We start from the raw sequence: 18,147 nt of genomic DNA on the forward strand, positions 1-18,147 counted from the left end.
GACCCCATAAGAAAACCCCTCGCGCACACAACGAGGGGCAGCCGCGACGGCGGGAAGACCTAGGGCCGTCGCGGCCCGCTAAGAAGCAGGGTCGCGGAACGCATAGGTCAAGCCTAGCGCACGTCTTCCACCGAATGCCGATACTCGATCGAGCCTGCCGGGCACAATAGACGCTTCAGGTCTTGCGAGACCTGATCCTGATCTACCCGTTATGACATCATATGTCCCATTAGATTACTCTCGTCACCGTGGCGCATCCTGCCGAACCAGACCGATCGACGGCCCACCTGCCGATGCAGGACCCGCCGACCGATCCGCACGGCTTCGCGCGTTTCCCTGCGGAACCCCCTGGGACCCGTGAGATCATGCCCGATGCGTCAAATCAGGACATAACCTCGGGAGGTACGGCAGTAATGGCAACGGAGAATTCCGGACACCTGCCACCGTCCTGGCCCGAGCAATCCCAGCCCGAGGTACCCACCTCGTGGCCGGAGGCTCCGCTGCCCTCCTGGCCGGAGCCGGTCGTCAAGGACCCGGTGCCCGCGTGGGAGAAGCCGCCGGCCCGCGACAACTCATGGTCGAACCTGTCCACCCCCGCGCCCTGGCCGCAGCAGCCGGATTCGCTCGAGCGTCCGGCCTCCCCGCCGACGTCCCTGCCCTCCGACCAGCTCGCGTACGGCAAGCCGCCGACCCAGGACACGCACGTGTACGGCGCGCCACCTGTCCAGGACACGCACGTGTACGGTGCGCCGCCCGTTCAGGACACGCATGTCTACGGCGCGCCCACCGCGCAGGACCAGCAGCTGCACGGCCAGCCATCCCCCCAGGACCAGCACGGGTACGGGCAGGACCAGCACGCGTACCCCCAGGACCAGCACGCATACCCGCAGGACCAGCATGGGTACGGGCAGCAGGACCAGCGCGCGTACCCCCAGGACCAGCATGGGTACGGGCAGCAGGACCAGCACGCCTACCCGCAGGACCAGCACGTGTACGGGCAGCGGCCCGGTCAGGACCCGCAGGCCTACGGCGACCCGCAGGCCTACGGCCAGCCGCCCGCGCAGATGCCCCAGCACCCCGGGCAGGCCCCGATGCCGCCCGAGCACGGGATGGACCCCCAGGGACGCCCGGGGTCGAACCTCAGCCGCGACCCGTCCGACCCCGACCGTCCTTTCGTGACGGCCGGGCAGATCAGCGGCTCCCGCACGCCTCCTCCCGAGCGCCAGCAGGAGCTCTGGAACACCGTCTTCGGCGACAACTACCAGGCGATGGGCGATCAGGAGTCGCTCGACGACGACCCGCCGGGCAAGCCCATCTGGATCTACGCCCTGGCCGGGTCGGTCGCGATCGCCCTCATCGGCGCGCTCGCGTGGGCGTTCCTGGCGGGCCCCCTGTCCAGCGACGACCCCACCCCGTCGAACACCCCGGCCGCCAAGGCGACCCCGACGGGCAAGAGCTCCCCCACCAAGCCGGTGTCCACGATCCCCAAGATCCCGACTTATCCCGGCAAGGCGGCCCCGGTCACGGGCACGGTCACGGACTCGCTGGCCAAGCTCACCGTGCCCCGCCTGGGCGGCACCTGGCAGCTCGACCAGCGCGCCACGGTCAAGGCCACGTACGGCTTCGACACCCGCCAGTTCTCCCCCACGGGTCCCAACAGCGCCGCCCAGATCCTGACGGGTCCGCTGCCGCAGAAGTTCGCCTCGTCCTTCACCTCGGCCGACCAGCTGGAGCCGGTCATCAAGCAGGTCGTGCTGAACGCCCGCAAGCGCTTCTTCCCGCAGCCGAACACGGTCAAGAAGCTCGGGCAGCAGCAGCTCAAGGGCATCAAGGGCCGCGCGATCGCCTACGAGCTCACCTCGGGCGACACCAAGACCGTCATCCTGGCCGCCGCCGTGGACACGGGCTCGGACCTGCCGTCGATCGTCTACATGTCCGTCCCGTCCGACAGCAAGCAGCTCCTCCCGGACATCAACACCATCCTCAAGCGCCTCAAGACCACGCCGTAGCTTTCTCATCCTGCACGGCGGGCCGCCACCACCGGCCGCCCGCCGTACCTCGGCCGAGGGCCCGAACTTCACGGTGACCTTGTACGGCGGGCCCTCCCCACCGGCCGCCCGCCATACTCCGGCTGAGGGCCCGCGACCGGCGCTTCCGGCGAGTCGGGGACGCTTGCCCGCCGCCACGGCGCATCGTCAAGCGGGCACCACGGTCCCCCACCGCTCGCCGTACAGCGAGACGTAGCCCTCGCGCCGGGGCCTACCTTGCCCGCCGTACGAGGGCGCCGAGCTCCGCCGTCCCACAACCCGCCGACCCGGCGCCAAGCCCACGGGTCCCGGCAGGGGGCCGTGAACCGGCGCCCGGCCGCGGCGCACCCCGCCCGGCATCGGTCCCCACGGGTCGGCCCGCAGGCCGGAGGCGGGTGTCGCGTTCGGTGGGTTGGTGCTTTGGTTAGAAGGTGCAGGTCATGTGTTTGGTGCCGTTGATGAAGCTGGAGTAGAGGCGATCCGGCTTGCCGCCCTCGATCCGCGGTACCCGGCGCAGCAGCTCGCGGAACATCACGGTGATCTCCCGGCGTGCCAGGTGGGCGCCCAGGCAGAAGTGCGGGCCGGGGCCGCCGAACCCGACGTGCGGGTTGGGGTCGCGCCGGATGTCGAAGGCCAGCGGGTCGGCGAAGACGGATTCGTCGCGGTTGGCCGACCAGTAGAACAGCACGGCCTTCATGCCCTTGCGGTAGAGCGTCCCGTTCATCTCGAAGTCGCGGGTGAGCTTGCGGCGCATGTAGTTGACCGGCGAGGCCAGGCGCACGATCTCCTCGACCGCGCCGGCCGCGTGGCCGTCGATGTCCTCCAGCCAGAGCGCGCGCTGGCCGGGGTTGTTGGTCAGCAGCCGCAGGCCGTAGGAGATGGCGTTGCGGGTGGTCTCGTTGCCTGCCACCACGAGCAGGATGAAGAACGAGCCCAGCTCCTGCAGCGTCAGCCGCTCACCGTCGAGGTTGGCGTTGACCAGGGAGGACGTCAGGTCACCCGTGGGATGGTCGGCGCGGTAGGCCGCCAGGTCCTGCACCAGCTGCTGCAGCTCCAGGCCGGCGTTGAGCAGCTGCTCGGCCACCTGGTCCATGTCGCCGGTGGCGTACTCGGGGTCGAAGCCGCCCAGGATGACGTTCGAGCGCTCGAAGACGAACTGGTAGTCCTTCTCGGGGATCCCCATCATGTCGCAGATGATCTTCAGCGGCAGGCGGGCGGCCACCTCGGTGACGAAGTCGCAGCCGGACCCCTTGACCAGCAGGTCGTCGACGATGCGGGTGGCGGCGGTCTCCACGTCGGCCTCGAACTGCTTGATCATCTTGGGCGTGAACGCCCGCGAGACGATCCTGCGCAGCCGCGCGTGCCGCGGGTCGTCCATGTTGATCATCGAGCCGAAGTACTCGGTGAACTCGGCGGGCATGTCGGGGATGTTCGTCGCGCCGCCGTCGCCCGAGCAGAACACCTCGGGGTTACGGCTGGCCTCGACGATGTCGGCATGCCGGGTCAGCGCGTAGTAGCCGGGCCCCTTCGGCGCGAAGGTGACCTCCATCTCCTCGAAGAACGCGGGACTGTCCAGCGCCCGCAACCTCCGGAACGCCTCCTCCCTCTCGTCCATGGGCTTGGCCCAGAACTCCTGGTCCGAAAGATCGAAGTCCACGACGCTCATGAGCCCATCATTGGGAAAAGTAACCACTTACGTCAATAGATTGCGACGTACACCGTACGTACCTTCGCGGAAAACCGGTTGATCGCCCCCGCTACCGTGGTCGCATGAGTTTCTTCTTCCGACGCTGACGGTCCGCCGGCGGGTCGCGGCGTGAACCACCGCCGGTGATGCGGGACGGCCACAGGCCGCCCCGGGTCGCGTCGTGGGAGAAGGACACGTGCACACGTTTGCCGTGGCCAGGGCCGTGCATGGCATCGAGCCCCTGGTGGCCGCGGAGATCATCCGGTTGAACATCGGCGCGGTGCTTGAACTGCGCCATCGCGAGGTCTGGTTCGAACCGCGGCGAGATCCGCGAGCGCTGCGCCTGGCCGACGACGTGCTGCTGGTGGCGGCCGTGGTCGACGGCGTCGGCAGGCAGCGGGCGGCGCTGGACCGGCTGGCCCGCGCCGCCGCGAGCATCGGCGGACCGGCGCTCGCGCACGAGGTGTCCGCCTCGTTCGTGGGGCGGCGCAACTACACCCGGTTCGACGTCGAGGACGCCGTCGGGTCCCGGCTCGGCGGGCCGTACCACTCGCGCAGGGACGGCGGCAGGCCGCCCGAGGGGCTGGCGTCGTGGCGGGTCACGATCGAGGGCGAGCGGGCGGTCATCGCGCGCCGCCTGGCGGACCGGCCTCTGCACCGCAGGCCGTACAAGACAGGAGCCCTTCCCGGCACGCTGCATCCGCCGCTGGCCGCCGCGATGGCCGAGCTGGCCCGCCTGGACGGGGCCCGCACGGTGCTCGACCCGTGCTGCGGTGCGGGCACCACGCTCATCGAGGCGGCGCACCTGGCCCCGCACGTCCGCCTGATCGGCCTCGACCACAGTCCGCGGGCCGTCGCGACGGCCTCGCTCAACGCCGGTACGGCAGGCAGAAGCGAACCCGCCTGGATCCGAGCCGACGCGGGGCGGATCCCGCTGCCAGGGGCGAGCGTGGACCGGGTGCTGGTGAACCCGCCGTGGGACCGCCAGGTGCCGCCGGCGGGGCTGCTGGCCGCCGATCCCGGGCTGCTGTGGCGGGAGGTGCGCCGGGTGCTGACGCCCGGCGGGCTGGCCGTGGCGCTGGTGCACGGCGAGCTCCCGCGGGGCTTCGCCGTGCGGCGGGTCGTCGAGGTGAGCCTGTCAGGGCGTCACCCGGTGATCGCGGTCCTCAGGAGGCCAGCCAGTCGAGGATGAGGGAGCCGACCTCGCGGGGCCGCTCCAGGTGCAGGAAGTGACCGGCGCCCGCCACCACCTCCACGCGCGAGCCGGCAGGCAGGTGGCCGAGCGCGTCCTTGGCCATGCCGGGGTCCAGGCAGCCGTCCTGGGCCCCGTGCAGGTACAGGATCGGCGTGCTCGAGGCGGGCGCCGGCTCCGGGTAGCGGCCCGAGGGCGGCGTGGTGCCGAGCATGGCCCGGTAGTAGCCGATGGCGGCGGACAGGTTGGCGGGCTCGGCGAGGCTGCGCCGGACGAACTCCACGTCCTGCGCGAAGTCGTAGCCGGGCGACCAGTCTGCCCACAGCGACTCCAGGAAGCCGGGCGCGGCGGCGGCGGGCTCGGCCAGCGCGGTCTGGAACAGGAAGATGTAGAAGGACCGCTTGAGCTGGGCGTAGTCCAGGAAAAAGGTGGCCAGGGCGTCGGGCGGCGGCACCGCCATGGTCACGGCGCGGCGGAAGCGGTCGGCCGCCATGTAGGCGGTCAGCGCGCCCCAGTCGTGGCCGATCAGCACGGCGTCGTCGTCGCCGCCCAGTTCCTCGTGGAGGGCCAGCACGTCGGCGGCCAGCGCGGCGCGCTCGTAGGCGCCGTCGGCAGGCACCTCGGTCGGCGCGTAGCCGCGCATGAACGGCGCGACCGCCCGGTAGCCGCGCTGGGCCAGCTCGGGCAGCAGGTGACGCCAGGTGTGTGCGGAGTCGGGGAAGCCGTGCAGGCACAAGGCCAGCGGCCCATCCCCTACGGTCAGATATGCGAACTCCATGCCGTTGGCATGAATCGTCCTGATCTCCATGCCTGCGAAACCTAGCATTCGACCCGCCGCAGGAGTACCACTGAAATCATGCGCCGAGGCTGGGTACTTGCGCTCGCATCCCTGACCATCGTCCTCGTCGTCGTCGACCTGACCGCCGTGACCGTCGCCCTCCCGAACATCCGCGGTGAGCTGAAGGCCTCACTTCCTGAGGTGCAGTGGGTCGTCGACGCCTACGCCCTCACCCTGGCGGCCGTGCTGCTGCCTGCCGGGGTGCTGGCGGACCGCTACGGCAGGCGCAGGCTGCTCGCGGTAGGAGTGTCGATCTTCACGCTGGCCTCGCTGGCGTGCGCGCTGGCTCCGAACGCGGTGCTGCTCGACATCGCCAGAGGCGTGCAGGGGCTGGGCGCGTCCGCGCTGTACGGCACCACGACCCCGCTGATCGGGGCGGTCTATCCGGAGGGTCCCGAGCGGGGCAAGGCGCTGGGGATCTTCAGCGCGGTGTCCGGGCTGGCGATGACGCTCGGCCCGGTCGTCGGCGGCACGCTCACCGCGGCGTTCGGATGGCGGGCGATCTTCCTGATCAACCTGCCGATCGGCGCGTTCGTCCTGGTCGCGCTGCGGCAGCGGGTGCCGGAGTCGCGCGGGCAGGGGCATCTCGACCCGCTGGGCATCGTGCTGGTCAGCGCCGCGCTGTTCGCGATCATCCCGGCGCTGATCCACGACCTGCCCTGGCTGCTGGCGGGCGGGCTGGTGCTGCTGACGGTGTTCGTGCTGGCCGAGCTGCGTGCCCGCAACCCCATGGTCGACTTCGGGCTGTTCAGGAACCCGGTCTTCGCGATCGGGTCGGCCACCACGCTGCTCATGCTGGCCGCGCTGCTCGGCGCCTTCACCTACCTGACGCTGTACGTCCAGGGTCCGCTGCACGCGAGCCCGGTCGAGGCCGGGGTGCGGTTCCTGGCCTTCAGCGTGGCCGCGGTGATCGGCCCCGTGGCGGTCGGGAAGGTGCTGCACCGCTGGCCGATGGGCGTGCTCATTGCGGCGGGCCCAGCTCTGATCGCGGTGGCGCTGGTCGTCATGGCGATCCCGGCCGCCGACCGGTGGACGCCCATCATGATCGGACTGTTCGTCGGCGGGCTGGGACTCGGCGCCGGGAACGTGGTGGCCAACCAGGTCGGCCTGACCGCGCCCATGGACCGGGTCGGCATGGCCACCGGGATGGTCAACACGTTCAAGCAACTGGGCACCGCGGTCGGGGTGGCCGTGCTGGCCGCGCCGTACGGCTCGGGTGTGTCGCGGATGCTGCTGGTGGCCGCCGCGCTGGCGCTGCTCGGCGCCCTGCTGCCGGTGGCGTTGGTGCGGCGGCGGGTCAGTCGCGGGACAGGCCTCGGAGCAGGCAGTCCAGACCGTACTCGAACTGAGCAGTGAAGTCCGGGTCGTCGGCCTCCACCACGCGCCGGGCGAAGTGCGGGTAGTCGCCGCTTTCGAGCACCTGGCGGATGTAGGGGGCGACGGTGGAGCGCCACTGTTCCTGGTCGAGCCCGGTCCGCAACCGCTCCTGGGTCTCGGCCAGCTCGCGCGAGGTCGCGCCGAGCACGTAGTCGAAGATCAGCCCCATCGCCATGCCGGCCTCGGTGATGTCGCCGGTCAGCCCTCCGGCGGCGGCCAGCGCGCGGTCCATGTGGCGCAGCGAGTTGGGCCCGAGTGCGGGCCTGGTGGCCAGCACGCCGCCCAGCCAGGCATGCCGTAGCAGCAGCTCGCGCTGGGCGCGGGCGAGGCGCGCCAGGTCGGCCCGCCAGTCGCCGGTCGGCTTGGCCGCCGGGCCACCGCGCACCGCGTCGACCATGAGGTCGAGCAGCTCGTCGCGGTTGGCCACGTAGCGGTAGAGCGAGGTCGTGCCGGACTCGAGCGCGGCCGCCACACGGCGCATCGTCACCGCCGCCAGCCCCTCCGCGTCGGCGATCGCGACCGCCGCCGCGACGATCCGTTCCACGCTCATGGCCTGCCGCCTGGGACTGTACGGCTCGCGGCTCCACACCAGGGTCATGCGCCACCCCCTCTGGTCAGCATCCTAGCGATGTGGTTACAGTGTTCCCATTCACGGGAACAATGTTCCCACAAATGAGGGGAGCTCGTCATGGAGGACGTCCTGATCGCCGGCGGCGGCACCGTGGGCCTGATGGCCGCGGCCTGCCTGGCCCGCCACGGGGTCGGCGCGCTGGTCGTGGAGCGGGAGCCGGGCCCGCAGATCCACCCCCGCGCCACCGGCGTGGGCCCGCGGACCATGGAGATCCTGCGCGAGCTCGGTCTCGAGGAGGCGGTCAACGCCGTCGCCGTGAACATGACCGCGACCTTCGGCAAGCTCACCGCCGGCACGCTGGCGGGAGCGGGACTACGTGACAGGCAGGCGCAATCACGGGCCGAGCTCATGGGCGACCTGAGCTACACCCCCGCCCGCATCCGCGGCGTCTGCCCGCAGAACCGGCTCGACCGGGTCCTGCTCGACGCGGCCCGCACCCGCGGCGCCCGGGTGGAGTACGGCACCGAGCTGATCTCCTTCACCCAGGACGGCGAGGGCGTGACCGCGCTGGTGCGGGGTCCCGGGGGCGAGCGGGAGATCCGCGCCCGTTACCTGGTCGCGGCCGACGGCGTGCGCAGCACGGTCCGCGAGGGCCTGGGCGTCGGCGTGACCGGGCCGGGCGTGCTGGGGCCCAACCTGCACAACATCCTGTTCAGCGCCGACCTGAGCGGCGTGACCGGCGGCCAGCCGTTCGGCCTGTGCGAGATCACCGCCCCGGAGGCCGCCGGGATCCTGGTGACGATCGACGGGGAGAAGGAGTGGACCTTCCACACCGATCTCGAGCCGTCGGCCGAGCTGATCAGGGCCGCCGTCGGGGATCCCGAGCTGGAGGTGGAGATCCTCAGCACGCTGCGGTGGCGCGCGCGTGGGCAGGTGGCAGACCGCTTCTCCGACGGGCGGGTGTTCCTGGTCGGGGACGCGGCGCACGCCGTGCCGCCGGTGGGCGCGTTCGGCATGAACACCGGGGTGGCCGACGCGCACAACCTGGCCTGGAAGCTGGCCCTCGTGCTGCGGGGCCAGGCGCGGGAGTCGCTGCTGGAGACCTACCACGACGAGCGGCGGCCGGTGGCGCAGCTGGCGCTGTCGCAGTCGCTGCTGCGGGCGCAGGACATCACCCTGCACTTCGGGTCGAACGCGGAGGCCAGGGCCCGCGCGGGGGCGGTGAACGCGCCGATCGTGCACCTGGGCTACCGGTACGGCTCGGGGATCGAGGACCTGCCCTCCACCGAGGACGTGGCCCTCGACCTGGACGGCTCGGTGGGCTCCCGGGTCCCGCACGTGTGGGTGAGCGAGGGGGTCTCGACGCTGGACCTGGTCGACGGCCGCTACTGCGTGATCAGCGCGGAGCCCGTCGAGGCGGACGTGCCGGTGCACGTCGTCGAGGGCTGGCCGTACGGCGCGCTGCTCGTGCGGCCGGACGGGTTCGTGGCTAGTGCGTATACCCCAGGTGCTTGATGCCGTTGATGAAGTTGGACAGCAGGAAGTCGGGCTCGCCGACGGACCTGATGTCCGGCAGGCGGGTGAACAGCTCGCGGAACATCACGGTCATCTCGCGCCTGGCCAGGTGGGCGCCCAGGCAGTAGTGCGGGCCCGGGCCGCCGAAGCCGACGTGAGGGTTGGGGTCGCGGGTGATGTCGAAGGCGTCGGGATCGGTGAAGACCGCCTCGTCGCGGTTGGCGGAGTTGTAGAACAGCAGCACCTTGTCGCCCTGCTTGTACTGCTGGCCGTTCATCTCGAAGTCCTGGGTGAGCGTCCGGCGGAACTGGATCACCGGGGTGGCATAGCGGATGATCTCGTCGCAGGCCTTGACGATGCGGCCGTCGAAGTCGCTCAGCAGCAGCTCGCGCTGCTCGGGGTGGTCGGTGAAGAGCTTGAGCCCGTAGGCGATGGCGTTGCGGGTGGTCTCGCTGCCGGCCACGACCAGCAGGATGAAGAACGAGCCCAGCTCCTGCGGCGTGAGGTGCTCCTCGCCGTTGACCAGCAGGCTCACCAGGTCGCCCGTGGGATGCTTGCGGCGCTGGTCGCCCAGGCGGGCGGCCATCCGGTTCAGGCTGTAGCCGGCGTGCAGCAGCCTGAGCAGGCCCTTGCCCACGTTGAGGCGGCTCAGCTCGGGGTCGATGCCGGTGTACTCGGCGTCGGCGTTGCCGAGGATGACGTTGGTCCGCCGCAACACCATGTCATGAAATTTCGGCGGAATCCCCATCATGTCGCAGATCACGCGGACGGGGAGCTTGGCGGCGATCTGCGCGACGAAGTCCTTCGGCCCCTCCTTGACCGCCTCGTCCACGATCTCCGCGGCCGCGACGGCCAGGTCCTCCTCCATCTTGCCGAGGATCTTCGGGGTGAAGGCCCGCGAGACGATCCTGCGCAGCCGGGCATGCCTGGGATCGTCCATGTTGATCATGGATCCGAAGTACACCGCCAGCCAGCGGGGCATGTCGGGGATGCTGTTGGAGCACGGCTCGCTGCTGAAGACGGCCGCGTTCCTGCTCGCCTCGGTCACGTCGGCATGCCGTACCAGGGCGTAGTAGCCCGGCCCGCCACCGATGAACGGCAGGTACTGCTCCGGGACGAACGCGGGCCGGTCGAGCGCGCGCAGCCGGCGGAACGCGTCCATCCTCTCGGCCTGGGGCAACCCCCAGAAGGGGATCTGGGACAGGTCGACATCGGCGGAGACCGTCATGCCCCACATGATTCGCGCAAGTAACTACTTACGTCAAGCCACGCCGCCCTTCGCGATCAGGTCGGACGCCTTCTCGCCGATCATGATGGCGGGGGCGTGGGTGTGGCCGCGGTTGAGCGTCGGCATGATCGACACGTCGACCACGCGCAGGCCCTCGACGCCGCGGACCTTGAGCGACGGGTCGACGACCGAGTCGGCGTCGGTGCCCATGCGGCAGGTGCCCACCGGGTGGTAGAGCGTCTCGGCGCGGTCGCGGACCCACTGGGCCAGCTCTTCGTCGCTCTCGGGGTTGGAGTAGGGCGCCATGGGCGGACCCGCCCACTGCTTCATGGCCTTGGTGGCGAAGACCTGCTTGGCCGCCTTCAGCCCGGCGACCATCCGCTTCACGTCCGCCTCCTTGGACAGGTAGGCGGGGTCGATCACCACGTCGCGCCCGTTCAGCCCGACCCTGCCGCGGCTCTCCGGCTGCAGCAGGATCACGCCGACGGTCAGCCCGTGGCCGGTCGGCGGCGTGAGCCCGTGGTCGATGAAGGGCCCAGGCGCGTAGATCAGCTCGATGTCCGGCGCCGGCTCCTCCTGCGAGGTCCTGATGAACGCGACCGCCTCGCCCACGTTCGTGGTGAGCATCCCCGACCGCAGCACCAGGTAGCGGAACAGCTGCACGATCGACTCGGCCTTGACCAGCGTCACCGGCTGCCTGCACTCGACGAACACCCCGCTCGACAGGTGGTCCTGCAGGTTCTTGCCCACCTCGGGCAGCTCGTGCACGATCTCCACCCCGGCGTCGCGCAGCTCGTCGGCCGCGCCCACCCCCGACCGCATCAGCAGGTACGGCGAGCCGATCGCCCCGGCCGACAGGATCACCTCACGGCGGGCCCTGACCTGGGCGCCACCCCCGTGCTCGATCCCGATCGCGCGCGTGCCGTCGAAGACGACCCGGTCCACCGTCGCGCCGGTGATCACGGTGAGGTTGGGGCGCTTGAGCGCCGGACGCAGGTAGGCGTCGGCCGCGCTCCACCGGCGGCCGCGGTTCTGCGTGACGGGGGTCGGGCTGTAGCCCTCGTTGGAGGCGCCGTTGAGCTCGGGCAGCCGCTGGTAGCCGAGCTCCTGGCAGGCCTGGAGGAAGGCGGCGGTGGTGACGTTCGGGCTGCGCAGCTCGGAGATCACCTGCGGGCCCGAGGTGCCGTAGACGCCGCCCTGGTTGCTGCCCACCCGGTGCTCGGCCCTGGTGAAGTAGGGCAGCACGTCGTCATAGGTCCAGCCGGGGATCCCCCACTGGTCGTAGTCGCGGCGGTGCCCGCGCACCCACATCTGCGCGTTCAGCGACGACGAGCCGCCGATGACCCGGCCGCGCGGCCAGTACAGCTCCCTGCCCGACAGCTCGGCCTGCTTGGCCGTGGAGTAGTTCCAGTCGTAGTCGGTCTTGAACAGCTTGGAGAACCCGGCCGGCATCCGGATCTCCAGCTTGTCGTCCTGGCCACCCGCCTCGACCAGGGCCACGGACACCCCCGAGTCCGCCGACAACCTGTTGGCCAACACGCATCCCGCCGATCCCGCACCGACGATCACGTAGTCGTACTCCATGGGCCCTCCAGGGGGTATGTAACTTGGTACTTGCTTACTCCAGGGGAGCAGGCGAGTCCATACGCATCTGTAACCGGCGTTACCTACCGGTCAGTATGGAGTCCTGCTTAGATGACGTCATGCTGAACCTGTCGACGGTCCTCGAGGACAGCGCCCGGAACGCGCCCGACCACGCCGCCCTGGTCTTCGGCGACATGCGCCTGCCGTACTCCATGATCGACACTGTGGCCAACCAGGTGGCCAACCTGCTGGTCTCTCGCGGGATCGGCCGGGGCGACAAGGTGGCGCTCGCCTGCCCCAACCTGCCCTACTTCCCCTTCGTGTACTTCGGGATCCTCAAGGCGGGGGCCACCGTCGTCCCGCTCAACGTGCTGCTGCAGTCGCGCGAGATCGCCTACCACCTCGACGACAGCGACGCCAAGGCGCTGTTCTGCTTCGAGGGCACGCCGGAGCTGCCGCTGGGCGAGCGGGGCAAGGCCGGGTTCGAGGCGTCGCAGGGCTGCGAGCACTTCTTCGTGCTGCCCGCCACGCCGCTGGCGACCGAGTCGGAGTACGGCGAGTCCATCTGGGCCGCGCTCGGCGGCATGCCCGGCGAGTTCCAGACCGTGCAGACCTCCCCCGACGACACCGCGGTGATCCTCTACACCTCCGGCACCACGGGCCAGCCCAAGGGCGCCGAGCTCAGCCACCAGAACATGCTGGTCAACGCGCTGGTCTGCGACAAGATGTTCCCCAGGACCGAGGGTGGCGACGTCTACCTGGCGGTGCTGCCGCTGTTCCACTCCTTCGGCCAGACCGTGGTCATGAACACCGGCTTCCTGCGCGGCTCCACCGTGGTGCTGCTGCCCAGGTTCGAGGCGGGCCAGTCGCTCGAGCTCATGGTCAAGGAGGGCGTCACGTTCTTCGCGGGCGTGCCGACCAACTACTGGGCGATGCTGACGAAGATCCACGCCGACGGCGCCGCGGTGCCCACCACGCTCAGGGTCGCCGTCGCCGGCGGCGCCTCCTCGCCGATCGAGGTGCTCAAGGACTTCGAGAAGACCTTCGGCATCGGCATCCTCGAGGGGTACGGGCTGTCGGAGACCTCGCCGGTGGCCAGCTTCAACCAGCTCGGCCGGCCCACCAAGCCCGGCACGATCGGCACGCCCATCTGGGGCGTGGAGATGAAGCTGATCGACCCCGACTGGAAGACGATCGAGGGCGAGGGCCCCGGCGAGATCGCCATCCGCGGCCACAACATCATGAAGGGCTACTACGGCAGGGCCGAGGCGACCGCCGAGGTGATGAACGACGGCTGGTTCCGCACCGGCGACGTCGCCACCCGCGACGCCGACGGCTACTACGCCATCGTCGACCGGGCCAAGGACATGATCATCCGGGGCGGGTTCAACGTCTACCCGCGCGAGCTCGAAGAGGTCCTGATGACGCACCCGGCCGTCTCCCTGGCCGCGGTCCTCGGGGTGGCGCACGAGTCGCACGGCGAGGAGATCAAGGCGTACGTCATCCGCACCCCGGGCGCTACCCTCTCAGAGGACGAGCTCATCGCCTGGGCGAGGGAGAACATGGCAGCCTACAAGTACCCGCGCATCGTGGAGTTCCGCGACGCGCTGCCGATGACCGCCACCGGCAAGATCCTCAAACGCGAGCTCCGCTAGTTGACACTGCGTGGCCGGGAGGCCGAGCTCGGCCTCCTTCGTCGCCTGGCAGACGGCGTCACCGGCACCGGCGCCGCCGCGTTCGCGCTCGTCCGCGGAGAGCCTGGGATCGGCAAGACGTCCCTGCTCGACGCGGTCGAGGAGTACGGCGCGGCGGCCGGGTTCGCCGTCGCGCGCGGCAAGGCGGAGGATCTGGACGCGGTCGCGCCGCTGTCGACGCTCATGGCCTCGCTGCGGCCGTTGCTCCCCGCCTCGGCGCTGGAACGGCTGTCTGTCGGCTACGAACAGCGGCTGTGGCTGGTGGAGCAGCTGGCCGGTCATCTCGAGACGCGCGCGCTCGCCGCGCCGATTCTGGTGTCCGTCGACGACGTCCAGTGGGCCGACCAGCTCAGCCTCTTCGCCCTGCGCGTCCTGCCCGCCCGCCTGCGATCCTCGCCCGTGCTCTGGGTACTGGCAAGCCGCGACGAGCACGGCGGGCCCGCGGCCGAGATCGCCGCCGGGGTGGCCAGGGACCTGCCCGTCGAGCGGATCCTCCTCGGGCCGCTGTCGAGCACGGCCATCGCGCAGCTGGCGGCCGACATCCTGGGGACTCCTGCCGACGCCGGCACGGCGGAGCTGCTGCGGGGCACCGGCGGCAGCCCGTTCCTCGCCGTCGAGCTGCTGACGGCCCTGGCGTCCCACTCGCCGCTCACCCCGGTCTCCGCCGAGCCTCGCGCGGGGGTTCCCACGGAGATCCGGGCGAGCCTGGCGCACGAGCGGATCCACGCGGTGCCCGAGCGGATGGTGGCGGCCGTGCGGGGGCGGCTGGAGTCCCTGCCCGCGACGACGCTGCGGCTGCTGCAGATCGGGGCCGTGCTGGGGCGGCGTTTCGCCGTGGCCGACGCGGCCGAGCTGTGCGGGCACAAGCCGTCGGAGCTGCTCGACGCGCTGGAGGCGGCCATCAGGGGCGGGCTGCTCGACGACGACGGCGATCGGCTGGTCTTCCGTCACGACCTGCTGCGCCTGGCCGTGTACGCGGGCATCCCCGCCTCGGCCCGCAAGGCGGTGCACCGGCAGGCGGCCGACCTGCTGGCGTCCTCGCACCGGGTCACCGAGGCCGCCTACCACGTGCTGGAGAGCGCCGTCCCCGGCGACGAGGGGGCGATCGCGCTGCTGCGCAGGGCCGCCGACGACGTGCTCGCCCTGATGCCCGACCTGGCCACCTACTACGTGACGGGCGCGCTTGAGCTGGCGCCCAGGGCGGGGACGCTGCGCTTCGAGGTGGGCGAGCAGGCGATCATGGTGCTGGCCAGGGCCGGTCGCGACAGGGACGCGGTGGGGCTGGGCGACGGGATGCTCGCCCAGGATCCGCCGGCCGAGGTGGCGGGACGGTTGCAGGCCGCGCTCGGCGGATCCCTGTGGAGCCTGAGCCAGGCCGCCGAGCTGCGGTGCCGTACCGAGGAGGCGCTGGCGCGCGGTGGGGCGGGCCCGCGGGTCGAGGCCCGGCTGGAGGCGTTGCACGCGCTGGCGCTGTCACGCTCACGGGACCTGGCGGCGGCGCGGGTGGCGGGCGAGACGGCGCTGGCCAGGGCGCGCGAGGTGGACGACCGGCGGGCGCGGATCACCTCGCTGCTCGCGCTCGGCGAGATCGCGCTGAACGACGGCGACTGCCAGGGCGCGCTGGCGCACTTCACCGAGCTGCGCAGGGCGGATCAGGCGTTCGCGCTGGAGGAGATCTTCGCGCTGCAGCACGTGGACGACCTGGCGACCAGCGGCGACCTGCTGGCCGGGATGCGCGACGACGCGCAGCGGCGGCCGCTGATGCTGGCCTGGGTCAGGGCCGGCCAGAGCCTCGGGCTCGGCCGGCTCGACGACGCCGAGGCGGACCTGGTGACGCTGGAACGCCTCGAGGACGACCTGATGGAGACCGTGCACGGGGTGAGCTCGCGCGTCCTGCGCGGCTGGGTGGCCCGCCTGCGCGGGGACGCGGAGGCCGCGCACACCTGCCTGGAGGAGGCGAAGAAGGCCCTGGCGGGCAAGCAGGACGAGGGCGACCAGGCGGCCGTCGCCTTCCTCGAGGCGGTCCTGGCCGCGGATCCCGCGCTGCTGCGGCAGGTGGCGGCGCCGGTGACGCGCTGGCGGCTGCCGCGCGGGTGGCTGGCGCCCGCCGTACGGCTGGCGTTGCGCGCGGGCGATCGCGCGCTCGCCGAGGACCTGGCCGCGCAGGCGGCCGAGTACGCCGCACACAACCCCGGCGTGGCGAGCGCCACGGGACAGGCGGCGCAGGTGGCGGGGCTGGTGCGCGAGGAGCCCGAGTCGCTGCGGCACGCGGTCGCCCTGCTTGAGCGGGGCTCGCGGCCGCTGCCGCTCGCCGACGCCCGTGCGGACCTGGGCAGGGCGCTGCTGTCCCTGGGCGACAAGCGGCAGGCCGTGGCCGAGCTCAGGCAGGCGGCCGAGGACTTCACCCGGCTCGGCGCGTACGGCGAGGCGGCCCGGGCCCAGGCCCACCTGGACGCGGCCGGAGCCGGGAGGCGCAAGGCCCCCAGGCAGATCCGGCCGGTCCAGGGCTGGGGTTCGCTGACGCCCACCGAGCGGAAGGTCGCGGTGCTGATCGCCGAGGGTCACACGAACAGGTCGGCGGCGGCCGAGCTGTTCATCTCGCCGCACACGGTCAACACCCACGTGACCTCGATCTTCCGCAAGCTGTCGGTCACCTCCCGGGTGCAGCTGGCCCGGGTGGTGCTGACCGAGCACACTTCTGGGCTCAACCCCTGACGAAGGCCAGCAGGTCGGCGTTGAAGGCGGCGTCGAAGTCGCCGAACAGGCCGTGCGGCGCCCCCGGGTACACCTTGAGCGTGGCGTCCTTGATCAGCTCGGCCGACTTGAGCGCGGAGTCGGCGATCGGCACGATCTGGTCGGCGTCGCCGTGCGCGACCAGCACGGGCACGTCGATCCCGGCCAGGTCGGCGGTGAAGTCGGTCTCGGAGAACTGCTTGACGCAGTCGACGGCGGCCTTGAGCCCGCAGGCCATGCTCATCAGCCAGAAGGAGTCCCGCGTGCCCTGGGAGACGCCGGGTCCGTAGAACGACGCGCTCAGGTCCTGGTAGAACTGCGAGCGGTCGTTCAGCACGCCGGCGCGGATGCCGTCGAACACCTCGATCGGCAGGCCCTCGGGGTTGGCCTCGGTCTTGAGCATCAGCGGCGGCACGGCGCCGAGCAGCACCGCCTTCGATACCCGGGCGCTGCCGTGGCGGCCGAGGTACCGGACGACCTCGCCGCCGCCGGTCGAGTGGCCGACGAGCACGGCGTCGCGCAGGTCGAGCGTCTCGATCAGGTGCGCCAGGTCGTCGGCGTAGGTGTCCATGTCGTTGCCGTTCCACGGCTGGCCGGAGCGGCCGTGCCCGCGGCGGTCGTGGGCGATGGCGCGGTAGCCGTTCTCGGCCATGAAACGCGCCTGGCTGTCCCAGGCGTCGGAGTTGAGCGGCCAGCCGTGGCTGAAGACGACGGGCTGCCCGCTCCCCCAGTCCTTGAAGAAGATCTCGGTGCCGTCGGCGGTCGTGACGAATCCCATGGTGTCCCCCTGGTGATCAGATGAATCGGCGGATGAAGGTCAGTGCGGTGTCGGCGACTTCGCGCCAGCCGCGATGGTGAGCGCGTGGCCGCGGCCCGGGATCTCGACGATCTCGGTGACCGCGTTCTCGTTGCGCTTCTGCTTCTTGTAGGAGGCGTTGGCGATGGCCCACGGGACGGTGTGGTCCTTCTCGCCGGAGATGATCAGCAGCGGGCCGCGATCCGGGTTCTTGCTGTCGACCTTGGCCTCGGTCCACGGGTTGAGGTTGGCCGAGGCGGCCTGGAACAGCGGGGCGCCGGGTGCGGGCACCGCGAAGGTGTCGTAGAGCTGCTTGGCCTCCTCCTCGCTGACCGCGTTGGCGAAGCCGTACCTGAACTGCTCGTAGGTGAGCGGGACGGCGCGGTGCAGGTTGGCGGGGTTGCCGAGCACCACCGAGGCCGAGCGCAGCGCGGAGATGGGCAGCGGCAGCACGCCGCGGAAGGGCGCGGGGTCGATCGCCACCGAGGCCGCCGACAGGCCCCGGCCGGCCAGGATCTGGGTGAGCAGCCCGCCGAAGGAGTGGCCGACGACGGCGGGCTTCCTGTCGAGCTTGCCGATCAGGGCTTCGAGGTGGTCGGCGACCTGACCCACGGTCTTGTTGGCGAAGACCTCCGGATGGGCGTTGGCCTCCTCGACCGTGTCGGGGTCGTCGGGCCACGACAGGGCCACGGGCGCGTACCCGTTCTCGGCGAACAGCGCGCCCCAGCGGTCCCAGCTGCTGGGCAGCAGCCAGAGGCCGTGCACGAAGACCACCGGCGTACGACCGGAGGCATTGGCCCTCTCGATCTGCTCGATGTCAGACATGGTTCGACCATAGGATTCGCGGTCGCTCTTGCCATCGCGTGTTCACGCTAGATGTTCACGGCATGATACCTTCCTATATG

Annotated in this window: 13 protein-coding genes; 6 read left to right on the top strand and 7 right to left on the bottom strand. The window is 71.1% G+C overall.

Going from position 1 to position 18,147, the window contains the following annotated elements:
- Positions 1-413 precede the first annotated feature (413 nt).
- The gene (locus KIK09_RS18960) at positions 414-2,009 is read left to right on the top strand and encodes a chromosomal replication initiator protein DnaA (RefSeq protein WP_214320521.1); all 1,596 of its coding nucleotides are present in this window, start codon (positions 414-416) and stop codon (positions 2,007-2,009) included.
- A 442-nt stretch (positions 2,010-2,451) separates the two neighbouring features.
- On the opposite strand, the gene KIK09_RS18965 is transcribed toward KIK09_RS18960, so the two are convergent.
- Entirely contained in the window at positions 2,452-3,693 is a 1,242-nt protein-coding gene (locus tag KIK09_RS18965) for a cytochrome P450 (protein WP_214320522.1), read from the bottom strand.
- Positions 3,694-3,910: 217 nt separating this feature from the next.
- Here KIK09_RS18965 and KIK09_RS18970 point away from each other — a divergent pair, with 217 nt between their 5' ends.
- Complete coding sequence (locus KIK09_RS18970; RefSeq protein ID WP_308164179.1) at positions 3,911-4,906, top strand: methyltransferase domain-containing protein; 996 nt, start codon at positions 3,911-3,913, stop codon at positions 4,904-4,906.
- Here the strand turns inward: KIK09_RS18970 and KIK09_RS18975 are convergent.
- Positions 4,881-5,714 (bottom strand): alpha/beta fold hydrolase, encoded by an 834-nt coding sequence (locus KIK09_RS18975; RefSeq protein WP_214320523.1) that lies wholly within the window; start codon positions 5,712-5,714, stop codon positions 4,881-4,883. The two genes, KIK09_RS18970 and KIK09_RS18975, sit on opposite strands and share 26 nt — an antisense overlap.
- 48 nt (positions 5,715-5,762) lie before the next feature.
- Here KIK09_RS18975 and KIK09_RS18980 point away from each other — a divergent pair, with 48 nt between their 5' ends.
- Positions 5,763-7,100, top strand: a complete 1,338-nt coding sequence (locus tag KIK09_RS18980; RefSeq protein WP_214320524.1) for an MFS transporter — start codon at positions 5,763-5,765, stop codon at positions 7,098-7,100.
- Here KIK09_RS18980 and KIK09_RS18985 read toward each other — a convergent pair.
- A complete protein-coding gene (locus KIK09_RS18985) occupies positions 7,042-7,719 on the bottom strand; it encodes a TetR/AcrR family transcriptional regulator C-terminal domain-containing protein (RefSeq protein ID WP_214320525.1) in 678 nt (225 codons plus the stop codon). The genes KIK09_RS18980 and KIK09_RS18985 overlap by 59 nt on opposite strands.
- A gap of 90 nt (positions 7,720-7,809) precedes the next feature.
- Between KIK09_RS18985 and KIK09_RS18990 the strand changes: the two genes are divergently transcribed.
- Positions 7,810-9,207, top strand: a complete 1,398-nt coding sequence (locus KIK09_RS18990) for an FAD-dependent monooxygenase (RefSeq protein ID WP_214320526.1) — start codon at positions 7,810-7,812, stop codon at positions 9,205-9,207.
- Here the strand turns inward: KIK09_RS18990 and KIK09_RS18995 are convergent.
- Together KIK09_RS18995 and KIK09_RS19000 are read right to left on the bottom strand one after the other, a co-directional pair.
- A complete protein-coding gene (locus tag KIK09_RS18995) occupies positions 9,182-10,435 on the bottom strand; it encodes a cytochrome P450 (protein WP_214320527.1) in 1,254 nt (417 codons plus the stop codon). The genes KIK09_RS18990 and KIK09_RS18995 overlap by 26 nt on opposite strands.
- Positions 10,436-10,468: 33 nt before the next feature.
- Positions 10,469-12,019: a GMC family oxidoreductase gene (locus tag KIK09_RS19000; RefSeq protein ID WP_214320528.1), complete on the bottom strand. Its 1,551-nt coding sequence runs from the start codon at positions 12,017-12,019 to the stop codon at positions 10,469-10,471.
- A 119-nt stretch (positions 12,020-12,138) separates the two neighbouring features.
- Between KIK09_RS19000 and KIK09_RS19005 the strand changes: the two genes are divergently transcribed.
- Both KIK09_RS19005 and KIK09_RS19010 read left to right on the top strand, forming a co-directional pair.
- Positions 12,139-13,674 carry a long-chain-fatty-acid--CoA ligase gene (locus KIK09_RS19005; RefSeq protein WP_214320529.1) on the top strand — a complete coding sequence of 512 codons (1,536 nt, stop codon included), beginning with the start codon at positions 12,139-12,141 and terminating at the stop codon, positions 13,672-13,674.
- Positions 13,675-16,428 (top strand): helix-turn-helix transcriptional regulator, encoded by a 2,754-nt coding sequence (locus KIK09_RS19010; protein ID WP_214320530.1) that lies wholly within the window; start codon positions 13,675-13,677, stop codon positions 16,426-16,428.
- On the opposite strand, the gene KIK09_RS19015 is transcribed toward KIK09_RS19010, so the two are convergent.
- Entirely contained in the window at positions 16,418-17,224 is an 807-nt protein-coding gene (locus KIK09_RS19015) for an alpha/beta fold hydrolase (protein WP_214320531.1), read from the bottom strand. The genes KIK09_RS19010 and KIK09_RS19015 overlap by 11 nt on opposite strands.
- Before the next feature lie 39 nt (positions 17,225-17,263).
- Positions 17,264-18,067 (bottom strand): alpha/beta hydrolase, encoded by an 804-nt coding sequence (locus KIK09_RS19020; RefSeq protein ID WP_214320532.1) that lies wholly within the window; start codon positions 18,065-18,067, stop codon positions 17,264-17,266.
- Between the last annotated feature and the right edge of the window lie 80 nt (positions 18,068-18,147).

The sequence above is a fragment of the Nonomuraea sediminis genome (genome assembly GCF_018531495.1).
In the GTDB taxonomy this organism is placed as follows: Bacteria; Actinomycetota; Actinomycetes; order Streptosporangiales; family Streptosporangiaceae; genus Nonomuraea; species Nonomuraea sediminis.